This window comes from Mycobacterium sp. (assembly GCF_035499775.1).
Taxonomy (GTDB): domain Bacteria; phylum Actinomycetota; class Actinomycetes; order Mycobacteriales; family Mycobacteriaceae; genus Mycobacterium.
In genome coordinates, this window is the sequence record NZ_DATJYB010000216.1 from 1 (window position 1) to 12,778 (window position 12,778).

Genomic DNA, 12,778 nt, shown 5'->3' on the forward strand with positions numbered 1-12,778 from the left:
GTTCGAAGCACGCAAGCAAAGCACCGGATTCATCTTCAACCGGGTCTGGGCCGCGGTCAAACGCGAATCCCTCGAAGTCGTCGCCGAAGGCGTGTCCACACCCCAAGAAGTCGACCGGATGTTCCAAATCAACACCGGCTCGGCGGCCGGCCCCTTCCGGATGATGGACCAAGTCGGCCTCGACGTCGTGCTCGACATCGAAGAACACTACTGCGCCGAACACCCCGAATACCCCGAAGGACCCCGCCGCCTACTACGCGACTACGTCCAGCAAGGCCGACTGGGAGCCAAGACCGGTGCCGGCTTCTACGACGACTACCCGCAACCGGCCCAGCCGGTCACGGCTTCCTGACGCGGGGAGTGCTGATTGCGGGCTACCGTCGACGATCCGAATAACCCTGCGGGACACGGCACTTTCCGCTAGAAAGACCTCATGGCCGTCACTCTGGATTGGGATTGGGCTACTCGGACCGACGGGAACCTGTCCCCGCAGGAGTACCGCTACCTGGTGGGCGTGCTCCTCCGCGATCTGCCGAGCGCCGTTGCGGGAATGATGCGATATCGGTTCGGCAGGCGAGGGACAGGCAGGACCGACCTGATCGGGCTGCCCGTGCCCGACTCCACCCTCGCCCGCCGTGCCGAAGAGTTTGTGCAGCAAGAATTGTCGGCACACGTGTTGGCCCACTCTTACCGCACCTACTATTTCGGAAAAGTACTGGCGGCCCAAGACGGCGTCACCGTCGACGACGAAATCGCTTATCTCACGGCGCTGCTACACGACCTGCAGCTGGAACATCCCACACCCGGGCGCTGTTTCGCGCTGACCGGTGCCGAGCGAACCGCGCAACTGCTGGCCGACTGGGGCGCCGATGACAGCACCACCAAGACCGTCGCAGCCGCCGCATGCGCGCACGCGACCCCCGGCGTCGACCACGACCTGGCCGATCCCGCGGGCTTCGTCCTGGCCGGTTCACTGGCGGACATCATCGGGCGCCGCCTGGACGACATCGAGCCGTCCTGGTTGGAAGATCTACAACAGCGCTACCCACGTCACGGACTGAAACAACACCTGGTGGCCGCCCTGCGCGCCGAAGCCAAAGCCGTACCCCGCGGGCGGATGTGCCTGGCCAACCGGTGGGCTTCGGTTCCCTTACTCGTGCGGATCGCGCCTTATCCGGAGTAGCGCGGTGCCGGGCGTATGCCTATCGATTTGAGCGGTAGCGTAAGCGCCATGACTGAACCGTGGGAGGGGCGGGCCCGGTATCGGGCACCGCCGCCGCAACCCCTCGGCGATGACGGGCCGCCGTTGCGGCTGCGGAATGGGCTGGGCGTCGCTTCGCTGGTGACCGCTATCGTCGCAATCTTCCCCGGTACCCTGTCCTGCGTCCTCGGCCCGCCCCTCGGCATCGTCGCGGTCGCGCTGGGTTTCGCGGCCCGGCGCCGAGTCAAACGCGGCGAGGCGAACAACGGCGGCATGGCGATGGCCGGGATACTGCTCGGTTTGGTGGCGATCGTCGCGAGCGTGGTCCTCGTGTTTGTCGCGTACCCATGGTTGAAGGATGCCTACGACTACTACGAGTGCACCAGCCAATCCCGCAGTAAAGGGCATCCGGAGTGCGATTGGGCACATCCTTAGAAGGCTTGGCCGACAACAACTTAGGGTGACGTCTAAATTCTCTGGGGCCACCAGAACCAGCGACCGAGCAAGCGGGCGAGCGGCATCACCAGGAACAGACGCACTATGAACAGATCGAACAGCAATCCGATGCAGATCGTCGAGCCCGCTTGGCCGATATTGATGACGTCGCTGGAAAGAAGTGCCAGCATCGTGATGGCAAAGACAACGCCGGCTGTGATGACCACGTTGCCGGAACTGCCCATCGTGCGAATCAGACCGGTCTTGACCCCGGCGCCAATCTCCTGTCGATACCGCGACAGCAGCAGCAAGTTGTAGTCACAACCCACCGCGACAAGCACAATAAATGCGATCGGGAGGGTCAGCCAGTGCAGTTGTGTGTGCAGCAGAGTCTCCCAGATGAAGACGGACAAACCGTACGCGCCGGCGAAGGACAGAATTACGGTGAAGAGCACCACGATTGCGCCAACGAGGGCGCGGGTAATGAGCAAGACGATCAAGAATACCAAAGCGAATGTCGCGAGCATCATTATAATGATGTCGTTGGCCGAGTAGTCCTGAACGTCGCGATAGTTCGACGCGGCACCCGCTACAGCTATCTTTGCATTCGATAGCGAAGTTCCCTTGACGGATTCTTGCCCCGCGGCAGCCACAGCTTGTATCTGTTTGATGCCTTCGGGACTTTGCGCCTCCCCTACGTGGTAGATGACGATGCGGGCGCCCTTTCCGTCGGGGGTCATGAAGAAGTCCATGCCGACCTTGAAATCGGGCGTATTGAGGGCGTCCGGCGGCAGGAAGAAGAAATCGTCATTCTTTGCGTTGTCGAATGCCTGCGCCAGGTCTACCAGCGGGTGAATAAAAACGTCCAACTGCGGGATAAGTGCGTGCAGTGTGCTTTGCAGCGTATATGTCAAGGACTGTATTTGTTTGAGATTCGTTGCCACGGCCTGTATCTGAGTGATGATCTGCGGAGTCACGGTGTCGATAATTTGGATGCCATGCACCTCATTGCCCAGCTCGTCGGTCAGCCCGTCAAGGCTGTCGACGGACTCCAAAAGCGAACGAAAAGCCCAGCATATCGGGATGTCAAAGCAATGTTGTTCCCAGTGGAAGTAGTTCCGCAGCGGCCTGAAGAAATCCTCGTAGTCGGCCAGGTGATCCCGGGCTTGCTCGCTGAGCACCTTCAACTGCTCTGCTGACTCACGCGATATGTGGGTGCCAACGCTCAGCTGGCGGGTGATGTCTTCCAATCGCTCGGTTGATTCGATAACACTTCCCGTCCTGGCCGCCAACGTGTCGATATCGGCTATGCGATCACGCAGTAAGCCGATGTTCTCGCCGATCTTCGTTCCCAAGGACCCCAGAGCGTATGGAAGTGAAGCGTGTTCGATGGGTCGACCGTTGGGTCTGGTGACACTTTGCACCAGTGCGACACCCGGGACACGGATAATGCCCTTGGCAATCCGGTCCAAGGAGATCATGTCGGTGGTGTTGCGCATGTCGTGATTCGACTTCACGTAGACGATGTCGTTGGACAGCCAACTCTTGGGGAAGTGCTTATCGGCCGCCGCATACCCGGCGCTTGACTCGACCCTCGCAGGCGCGAAATCTCGGTCGTTGTAACTGACCTTGTAATTCGCTAGACCCAACATGCAGATTGGGATGATAAGTGCGGCCGTCGCAATCAGCGGCAGCGGCCAGCGGGCCATCACGGTACCTACCTGGCGCCAAACTGGGTTCGCCCTCGGCTTCCTCGGCTGCAGCCATCCGATCTTGCTACCCACCGTGAGCATGGCGGGGCCCAGGGTGAGCGCGGCGACAACCGCGACGACCATCGACACCGCACAGGGCGGGCCGAGAGTACGGAAATAGTCCAGATGAGTGAGGGTTAGACACAGAGTCGCGCCCGTGATCGCCAGACCCGATCCGAGTATCACGTGCGGTACGTTAGCCACCGATATGTAATACGAGGATTCACGTGATTCGCCTGATTGACGCGCTTCCTGGTATCGGCCGATAAAGAATATCGCATAGTCTGTCGTTGCGCCCAAAACCAGGGATACCAGCATATTGGACGCGAACGAGGAGATGCCGATAACGTGGTGCATCACAAGAAGCGAGACGACGCCTCTGGCCACCGCGAGGATAATGAGTATCCCGAATAGCGGGATGATGGCTCTGGTAATCGACCGGTAGGCGATAAGCAGCATGACGATGATAAGGATGATCGTCACGATCGTGAGCTTGACCAAACTTTTATCCGCTGCCTTGAGCGTATCCGACGCGAGTGGAGCCGGCCCGGTCACATAGGCATTAAGACCGCTCGGCCTCTGCAGCTTTTCCACGATCTTTCGAATAGCGTCGATCGACTCGTTGGCGGGCGCTGAACCCAAATCTCCGGTTGGACGCACTGTCAGGGTGGCCGCCTCGGCGTCGGCGCTCTGGGATCCCGACATCGTGACCGGCTTACCCCACAGGTCCTGGACCGATTGCACGTGCTCCTTGTCGTGCAGCAGGCGGCGTACCAACTCGTTGTAGTAGTCGTGATCCCCCTCGTTGAGCTTGCGGCCCTTGGTTTCCAGAAGAACGGCGGCGACGCTGGTGTAGTTGGATTCTTTGAACTCGTTACCTGTGAGGACCGCAGCCTGCGACGATGGCGCGTCGCGCCCGACCAGAGGCCCGGCGTTTTCGCTCGTGGCGTCGTCGAGGGACGGCACGAACACATTCAACGCCACGGCGACCAACACCCAGAACACGATGATCGGAATCGCAAGGACCCGAAGCAGTTTCGCGGCCCGAGGGCGTTTCACCTGTTCGGCATCTTTGGGGGGTTGATTAGCCACCACAGTAGTCATGCTGCGGTCACCGTGCATGCGACTGCGGCGCTCTGGTGAGAGACGGAATGCTCGTCGCGGATGTCGCCGTTGACGGCGATCCGACACCCCACCGAACTACCGTCGACCTGCGCGACGAGGCTCAAAGTAGCCGAGGATGCCATCGTCGTCTCCGAATGAGACCAGGGCAGCGACCCCAACGTCACTTCGACTGGCTGGCTGTTGAGATCCGCGTAGGTGACTTTTCCGCCGCTGCCCAGGTCTCCAAACACCTCATAGCGGACGTTCTTTGGATTGATCTGCACAACGGTGGCGGGGATGGAGCCCGTAGCCGCCGGATTGGTGATCGCCGCGGACATATGTCGAACGGTGTTTACCCCATAACCAACGATCGCGATCACCGCGAGCACCACTGCGGGCAGCCATAGCTTGCTGAATATTCGGCTGTCTTTCCGCCGCTTGAGCCTTCCCTCCACACCACTGTCCTTTGACTCATGCCGGTGTCTGCTCACCGGCGCGGTTGTCTGACCTCCGATGTCACTCGAGCGAATTTGCTGCTAGTGACATTTCCTACGCTGGTCGAACGGGCAACGCAATACCATCGCCCGAGGATTGATGTTTAGCGCCGCGGGGATGTAGTACTAGCCGCCCCGATGTTCGAAGGGCGGGTCGACCCAATCTTTTTCGTAGCAGTGACTTGTCCGGCGAGAACCCGCCGTCAACGGACGGGCCAGTCCCACACCGACATGTCACCTCGCGGATAGTTCAGGCACACGTCGGTGGCCCGTGCTGCGACGCCCTTGTTGTTGAAGAACGCCTTGGCCCAGTTGCCCCAGCGCTGGGCCATCGGTTCGCCGTAGATGTTGGTGGCGACTTCTTCGGAATAGGCCCGGCGCGCGGCCGGAGTGAGGCTGAAAAACCAGTTGATCCGGTCGACCGCGGCCTGCTGGACATCGGCGGGCCGGTTGCTTTTGTCAATCATGTAGCGCTCGTAGTAGACCGGCGAAGTGTCTCGCACCGCAGCCAACACCTGCTCCGCGTCGCACGATGTCTGCCAGATTCGTTTGGGAATGGGATAGTCGTCGGTTGAGTCGGCGCCGGCCGGGCCGCACCACATTACTGCTGCGACGACGCAGGCGCCGAGCGCAATTGACGTTCGTACCAGGGTGCTGACGGTTCGTAACATGATCTTCTCCTCAATCTCTAATGCGTTGCGACGGCGGATATCACCGACAACTGTTCGGGGCAGTAGGTCGCCAAGGCCGCGTCCAAGAACTGCCAAGCCTGCTGTGTGGTGGTGCCTCGTGGCAGATTTGTCGACAGGAACTTGGCCGAGTCGAATGCGTTGCGGTCCAACCTCGTTGCCAGACGCTTACAGGTGATCTTGCCCAGCCAGGCGTTGTAGTCGCGTGGCCCGTAAATCCCGTATCCATGCAGCTGGGTCGCGAAATCGGAGTCGACGTCGGCGCGGGCCGGCGCGGCGGCCAGCAGCACAACGACGGCGAGTACGAGTGCCCATAGCAGCCCACGAACCTGTGGCAACATGACCGACCTCCAGTTAGGTGAGCGCGTTGTTCATGACAACTTCCACGGTCGCGCCCTGCGCAGCCCGATACCATCGCCCGCGGATGGATTTTTAGGGCCGGATGGGTGTAGTGCGAGGCGGGTCGACGGTGCAGGGCCGGCCGGGTAAATCAGCGCGTCAGCTGCGTCAACTGAGCGCGCGAGCCGATGCCGAGCTTGGCAAATGCGTTGTGCACATGAGTTTTCACCGTATGCAGCGACAGGTGCAGTTGGTCTGCGACGACGCGATTGGTTGCTCCTTGGGCGATGAGGTTGACGACCTTGAGTTCGCTGTCGGTGAGGCTGTCCCAACCCGTCTTTGCCCGTGGCTGGCTGACGATACGTCGTTCGACGCCCAGCCGCCGTAGGTCGCGGCCGACTCGACGCGCATCGGCAAGGGCCTCGAGGCGGGTGTAGGTATCGAAGGCCGCGTTGAGCTGATCCAGCGCCTCGTCGCGGCGATCGGCGAGGATCAGCCGGGCGCCGGCGTCTTCGGCAGCCGCGGCGAACAGCAGTGGCCGCGACGACGACCGAAGCGCCTCCGCGGCGGCTACTAGCTGCTGGACATCGCTGTCGAGTATGCCGCGGACATATCCGGCCACCGCAGCGAACAGCGGCACCGCCGGCGTCTCACGCTGCAGCTTTTCTGCGGCCCCCAGCACCAGGGCGCGACCGTCCGCGTCACCTGCGGCCGCGGCAACCCGGGCGGCCAGGATCAGCTGATCCAAGGCCTGGGGCAGCACGGGCGTGCCGAAGAGACCCAAGTCGCCGCCGAACCAGCGCAGCGCGGCATCCGCGTCGTCGCGGTGCCAGGCGGCCAGCGCGAGCACATATGCGGCGGTACGGCGCACCATCGCCCCACCGTTGGCGTGGGCGTCGCTTGCGTCGGCGACTATCTGCTGCAACAGATTTCGGTCGTCGGTGCGGATCGCCACCTCGACCAGGACGGCCATCCGCACCATGTCCAGCTCGGTGGCTCCGCTCTGTTGCTCGGGCGCCGGCAGGGATTCCACCGCGGCGCTCGCAGCGGTCAATCGGCCCGCGGCCAGGTGGACCATGCCATCGATCGTGGCCCAGACATCAAGAGCCATCGCGTCGCGCTCTCGTCGGGCACGCTCCGTCCCGGCGGCGATCTGCTGCGCCGCGTCGTCCAATCGACCGACCAACGCCAGCACGTTGGCGTAGTAGTTTGCCACCAGTAGATGAGCGACCGGCAGATCACGCGGGCGGCCCAGCGCACCCAGCTCCTCCAGGCTGGACAGAGCGCGTCCCGCATACCCGTCCGCACAGTCAAAACACGCGTAGGTCAGTTCGGCGATGATCTTGGACTCGAGGTCACCGGTCGCCAGCGCCGCGGCGGCCGCTTCGCCAGCTGCGCCGCGCTGTCGCCCCGCGTCGTCGTCCAGCATCAAGTTGTACGCAAGCCAGGCCAGATGCCTTGCGCGAGTGACGTCGCTGATCTCGCTCAGCTCGAGCGCTCGGCGATTCTCCTCGACCCGCCGCTGCGTGCTGTGCCGGGTGAACGCCGCGAGCCGCAGCCGGATCTCGGCCTCCTCCTCCGCCGCCGCCTTCTCCAGCGCCGCGGCGGCCAATTCTTCGGACTCCGCGTAGCGGCGGGCCCGGTTGAGTAGCCCCACGGTTTCGGCGACCACCCGCCCGTGTTCCCCGTCTTCGGTGGACATCAGTTCCAGCGCGCGCTTGCTCAAGTCCGCGGCCGCACTGGCATCGCTCTGGCTGACGGTATCCGCGGCTCGACGCAGCGCGCTGATCGCTTCCCGATCACCCGGCTCGGCGCTGCGCGCCAGTTGGGTGGCCACCTCGATCGGGGCCGCACCCATGCTGAGCATGATCGACACCGACTGGCGCTCCATGGCCAGGCGCAGCGACTGTGGCAACGACTGCCGGGTGGCCTCACGCGCCAGATCGTCCCGGAAGGTCAAGTGCTCGCCGTCTTCGACGAGCAGATCCGCGCGCACCGCTTCGCGCAACGCCGACATCAACGACGACGGGCGGCGTTCGAGCATCGCGGCCAGCAGCCCCGCCGAGAACCGGTCCGGCAGCACCGCGGCAACCCGCACCACTTCCGACGCGTCGTCAGAGAGCAGGTCCAGCCGCTGCTGCATACATGAGCCCAGACGTCCCGGTAGGCCGTGCCCGGTGACCACTGCACGGCCGCCGCTGACGGTAAGCCGGCCCTCCTCCTGCAGCCCCTCGACAATCTCTTTGACCAGCAACGGATTTCCGCGGGCCTGCGCCGCCAAATTCGACAGCGACTCGTCGACGTTGGCGCGCACCGCGTCGGCCACCATGTCGGCGACCGCACTCGGCGACATCGCGGCCACGCGAACAAACGTGGCGTTGGCCCGCCGCAGCATCGCCAAGGTCTCCAACACCGCCGGGCGGCCGGCCCCGGAGCGCGTGGTCAACACCCACAGCACCGGCACATCCGCGCGTGCGGTGGCCAGTGACCGTAGCGCCAACAACGTGCCGTTGTCGGCCCAATGGATGTCCTCCAACACAATCGCCAACGGCGTTTGGGTGGCCGCGGCATGGATCGCGTCGGCCAGATCGTGCACCACCCAATAACTCAGATCAGCCGAGTTACCCAGCCGGCGCAGCGCGTCGGCATCTCCGACCGGAGCGTCGCCGCGCAGCGTCGCCATGAACAACGAGAAGAACGGTATCGACTGTTCGCACGCGAACGCTTCGCCGAAAAGGGTCCGCACGCCGCCCTTGTCGGCCAGTGCCAACACCTCGGTCAGCAACCGACTCTTCCCGATCCCGCGCGGACCCTCGATAACGAGCACGCCGCCACGCCCCTGCGCCAGCGAAGACATATGCGCGGCAATCACTTTCAGCTCGCCCGCCCGACCGCGAATCGGCGCGGGCACGACTCGCGGGTCGGCGACCTCAAATGTGGCGGTGGGTGACATGCCTTCAAGACCTGTCTACGTTCGGTGAACTGCGAGCGCAGGCCAGGTGGCGAAAGACGTCGGGATCCTGCACATCGCGCTGGTCGGGGACGGCATGTGCATCGCCTTCGACGGCGAACCCGACGTCGTTTCGCGGCACCATTCCCCTCCCTTCCGAACGTCGCCGAGCGGCGCAACATTCACGATGGACGGGATTGGTCCGGTAAAGAGAGGCCGAGCTAATCCCGGGTAGTGGGAGGGACAGTCTCAGCATGACCGGAAACCCCGCCTACGCCTGGACTGCCGGCGCCGCGATGGCACGCATCGCGCGTGCTACGTACTCTTCCTTTTCCCCGACCGGTGCGACGTTGTGCAGAGCGCTCGCCGCTGCATCGACACCCGCCAGACGGGCGACGATCCACGCCGCGAGATACGCCGACGAGAGGCACCCGCCGGCCGTGGCGACATTGCCCTTGGCGAAGAACGGTCGATCGAGCACGTCGACACCGGCCTCCTGGACCCACGGTTTCGTCGCCAGGTCGGTGCAGGCGGGGACTCCGTCGAGCAGCCCGAGCTTGGCCAGCACCAGGGCGCCCGAACATTGGCTACCGAGCAGCTGCCGGGACGGATCCAGCTGCAACCGTGCCATCAGGTCGCGATCCGCGACCACTTCGCGGGTCCGCCGGCCGCTGCCCACGATCACCGCGTCCGCGGCACTGGCTTCGTCCAGTGAGACGTGAGATTCGATGGTCAGGCCCGTTCTCGAACGGACCCGCCGGGTAGGGCTGGCGATCGATACGCGCCAGTCCGCCTTGGGAATTCGGGTGAGTACACCGAACGCGATCAGTGAGTCGAGTTCGTTGTAGCCGTCGAAGGTGAGGATCGCGATGTGCATGGGCCGAATCTATGACCGGCAATCCAATACGATCAAACTATTGTCATGCATACAATCCTTGGATGGCACGCGCCCGATACAAAGGCGTCCTCGACGCGCTGGCTGCCGATATACGTGCCGGCAAGATCCCACCGGGCACGCGGTTGCCGACCCATCGCGAGCTCGCCGCCCGCGAGGGGCTGGCGTTGGTGACCGCGACCCGCGTCTATGCCGAGCTCGCAAACATGGGTCTGGTCAGCGGTGAAACCGGCCGCGGCACGTTCGTTCGGGAGTCCTCCCTCTCACCCCGCCACGACGTCGACCTCCGCGCGTTCACGGATGGCGTAGTGGATTTGAATTTCAATTACCCTTCGCTGCCCGGGCAGACCGAGTTGCTGCGCAACGCCCTGCGGGCGCTGGCTTCCTCGGGTGATTTGCAGGCGCTGCTGCGTTACCAATCCCACGGCGGCCGTCCACACGAGCGGGCCTCGGTGGCGCTTCACCTTGAACAGCGCGGACTTTCGATCCCCGCGGACCAGGTGCTGATCGTCAGCGGCGCGCAGCACGGATTGGCGGTCGCGGCGCTGGCGATGCTGCAGCCCGGTGACGCGGTCGCGGTCGACGCCTTGACCTATCCGGGACTCAAGGTGCTCGCCCAGACGCAGCGTCTGGAATTGGTGCCGTTACCCGCAGGGGCGGACGGTCCCGATTTGGATGCTCTCGCGCAGCTGTGCCGCACACGGCGGATCCGTGCGATCTACGCGATACCGACGATGCACAACCCGCTGGGCTGGGTCATTTCGATGGCATCTCGTCAACGGTTGGTGGCGATCGCCCGCGAGCACGGGCTTCTGATCATCGAGGACGCGGCGTACGCGTACCTGGCGGAAAAGCCACCACCCCCACTGGCAGTACTCGCCCCGGAGTCGACGCTTTATGTCTCCGGGCTCTCCAAGAGCGTGGCCACCGGCCTTCGCTTCGGATTCATCGCTACACCAACAAAATTCGTAGAAACGCTGGAGCGCGTGATCCACGCAACGACCTGGAACACACCGGCGCTGATGACCGCGATCGCCACCGGATGGCTCAACGACGGCACCGTCGCTCGGCTAGAGGCGGAGAAGCGCGCCGACGCGCGTCGCCGGCAGGCCGTCGCCCGCGAGGTACTCGACGGCCTCGAGCTTGTCGGACATCCGTCGTCGTACTTTCTGTGGCTACCACTGCCTGGCGAGGCTCGAGCCGACCAGGTGGCAGTGGCCCTGATGCGAGAGACCGTCTCGGTGTCCACCGCCGAACCGTTTGCGACAACCAATAACCCACCACACGCGATCAGGTTGGCCCTGGGCTCGGTAGACGTCGACGTCCTGGCCGAGTCGCTTGACAAAGTGAAACGGGTGATCGACGCCTACACCTATTGACGGGTTCAGCGGCGGAAGACAACCCAGCGCATCGCGCAGTACATGTACACCGCTTCACAACAACCCGCGACGATCCGGGACAGCTGGTATTGCACTCCGATAGCCGCCAACACGCTGGTCACCCCCAGGATCAACGCCAGGTAGTTGACGACGACCACCGCCACATAGATCACAAGCTGCGGTCCGACCGGCGCGTGGGACCGGAAGTTGAAGGTGCGGTTGAGCACGTAGCTGAGCATGAAGGCGCATACGTAGGCGACTGTGACGGCGATCGGCACCGGCAGACCGAGCCCGCCGCGCAGGCTGGTGAGCATAGCCAGGTCGAGGCTGAAGGTCAGGCCGTTGATCAGGCAGAAACCCAGAAATGTCGGCGCGACGACCGAGCTGAGCCCGAACGGAAGCCGGTTGACGACCGCTTCGCATAACTCATGGAATCGGCCGACCAGGCGTGATCGACTGGCTCGCGGTTCGGCTCGCACCCGGCTACGGTGCCACGAGCGGGTATCCGCCACGTGAGCAGTTGGCTAACTCCGGGCGCAGGAGCCCGGCGGACCCCAACGACCTAGACACGCAAGACAGGCGCCAACGCCGACAACGGGATATGCGCCTGCACGGTGCCTCCGTCCATGTACCACTGCATGATTCCGGGCGTGAAGTTGATCGGCTCGTCGTGTCCCACCGGGTAGTCGGGCATGTAGAGGATCAACTCGTCGGGTGTGATCGCCCACGCCTTGTAGGCGCCGGAATAGACCTTGTCGGGCGTCCAGCGATCGATGATGAACGGATAGCTGCCCGGGTCATGCGGTGGCGGAGCCTGATTGAGCGCGGTCTCGATGTACGGCTGGGCCAGCGGCGGGACCGCGGTGAGGGGATTACCGGTCGTCAGATCCGCCAGCTGCACGCGCCGGCCGCTTGCCATGTCGAACGTGAAGGTGCGATAGGCGTTGTTGGGCTTAGGCCCGTCAGCGTGGTAATCCTCGTGGAAGACCGCGCTGAGCAGGTTTCCGTGCTGGAAGATCTGGTAGTTCTCCTCACCGAAGCTGTCGGCAGCCATGTGGCCGTTGGCGTTTCGCCAGTGGTTGACCAGGGTGCGCAGGTAGTCGCGCACCACCGGCCCCGCCGTCGGGTTGTCGACGAGCTCGCCGGGCACGGCGACTTTGATGTCGCGGACGGCATTGCGTTCGGAGGTCACCGAGGTGTGGCATTACTGGCCGTCCCGGACGCCGCGCCGAGTTGCTCTCCCAGATCCAGCACACCGCACACCAGCTTTTCGCCGAACGCGGCTTTGCTGCCGTGACGACCGAGGACATTGCCGCCGCTACCGGAATTTCGGTTAGTACCTATTTCCGCCACGCACCCACCAAGGAAGGTCTGCTGGTCGATCCGGTCCGGGAGGCGATCAGCGCGCTGGTCACCTCCTACGGCGCCAGACCGGCAGAGGAATCCGCGGTCGAAGCGTTGATTCAGCTCCTTGTCACGCACGCCAGGGATGCCAGTCAACTCAATCTGGATACCTGGCACCGAGCGGTCGCGACCGCTCC

Annotated in this window: 11 protein-coding genes and 2 pseudogenes; 5 read left to right on the plus strand and 8 right to left on the minus strand. The window is 63.6% G+C overall.

Annotated features, from left to right (window positions below; genetic code table 11):
* The 3 genes from VML93_RS14050 to VML93_RS14060 form a co-directional block, all read left to right on the plus strand.
* On the plus strand, positions 1-352 hold a 352-nt coding region (locus VML93_RS14050), incomplete at its 5' end, for a 3-hydroxyacyl-CoA dehydrogenase family protein (protein ID WP_325611459.1).
* Positions 353-433: 81 nt separating this feature from the next.
* The gene (locus tag VML93_RS14055) at positions 434-1,183 is read left to right on the plus strand and encodes a phosphohydrolase (RefSeq protein ID WP_325611461.1); all 750 of its coding nucleotides are present in this window, start codon (positions 434-436) and stop codon (positions 1,181-1,183) included.
* A gap of 48 nt (positions 1,184-1,231) precedes the next feature.
* A complete protein-coding gene (locus VML93_RS14060; RefSeq protein ID WP_325611463.1) occupies positions 1,232-1,636 on the plus strand; it encodes a DUF4190 domain-containing protein in 405 nt (134 codons plus the stop codon).
* 35 nt (positions 1,637-1,671) lie between these two features.
* Here VML93_RS14060 and VML93_RS14065 read toward each other — a convergent pair.
* The 6 genes and pseudogenes from VML93_RS14065 to VML93_RS14090 all read right to left on the minus strand — a co-directional run.
* Positions 1,672-4,509: pseudogene (locus tag VML93_RS14065) on the minus strand (RND family transporter); the annotation flags it as partial.
* Positions 4,488-4,892, minus strand: coding sequence for an MmpS family transport accessory protein (locus tag VML93_RS14070; RefSeq protein ID WP_325611474.1), 405 nt, complete (start codon positions 4,890-4,892; stop codon positions 4,488-4,490). The gene VML93_RS14070 and the pseudogene VML93_RS14065, both read right to left, overlap by 22 nt.
* A gap of 296 nt (positions 4,893-5,188) precedes the next feature.
* Positions 5,189-5,587 carry a DUF5078 domain-containing protein gene (locus VML93_RS14075; protein WP_325611476.1) on the minus strand — a complete coding sequence of 133 codons (399 nt, stop codon included), beginning with the start codon at positions 5,585-5,587 and terminating at the stop codon, positions 5,189-5,191.
* An 86-nt stretch (positions 5,588-5,673) separates the two neighbouring features.
* Complete coding sequence (locus tag VML93_RS14080; RefSeq protein ID WP_325611465.1) at positions 5,674-6,015, minus strand: DUF732 domain-containing protein; 342 nt, start codon at positions 6,013-6,015, stop codon at positions 5,674-5,676.
* Between the two features lie 149 nt (positions 6,016-6,164).
* Positions 6,165-8,966, minus strand: coding sequence for a helix-turn-helix transcriptional regulator (locus tag VML93_RS14085; protein WP_325611466.1), 2,802 nt, complete (start codon positions 8,964-8,966; stop codon positions 6,165-6,167).
* Between the two features lie 268 nt (positions 8,967-9,234).
* Entirely contained in the window at positions 9,235-9,840 is a 606-nt protein-coding gene (locus VML93_RS14090) for a DJ-1/PfpI family protein (RefSeq protein ID WP_325611467.1), read from the minus strand.
* Positions 9,841-9,902: 62 nt separating this feature from the next.
* Here VML93_RS14090 and VML93_RS14095 point away from each other — a divergent pair, with 62 nt between their 5' ends.
* On the plus strand, positions 9,903-11,237 hold the full coding sequence (locus tag VML93_RS14095; RefSeq protein WP_325611469.1) for a PLP-dependent aminotransferase family protein: 1,335 nt from the start codon (positions 9,903-9,905) through the stop codon (positions 11,235-11,237).
* Positions 11,238-11,242: 5 nt separating this feature from the next.
* Here VML93_RS14095 and VML93_RS14100 read toward each other — a convergent pair whose 3' ends face one another.
* Together VML93_RS14100 and VML93_RS14105 are read right to left on the minus strand one after the other, a co-directional pair.
* Complete coding sequence (locus tag VML93_RS14100) at positions 11,243-11,716, minus strand: GtrA family protein (protein WP_325611470.1); 474 nt, start codon at positions 11,714-11,716, stop codon at positions 11,243-11,245.
* Between the two features lie 83 nt (positions 11,717-11,799).
* Positions 11,800-12,441 (minus strand): annotated as a pseudogene (locus VML93_RS14105) (RsiV family protein); the annotation flags it as partial.
* Between VML93_RS14105 and VML93_RS14110 the strand changes: the two are divergent.
* A partial coding sequence (locus VML93_RS14110) for a TetR/AcrR family transcriptional regulator (RefSeq protein WP_414686350.1) occupies positions 12,441-12,778 on the plus strand: 338 nt, incomplete at its 3' end. The pseudogene VML93_RS14105 and the gene VML93_RS14110 sit on opposite strands and share 1 nt — an antisense overlap.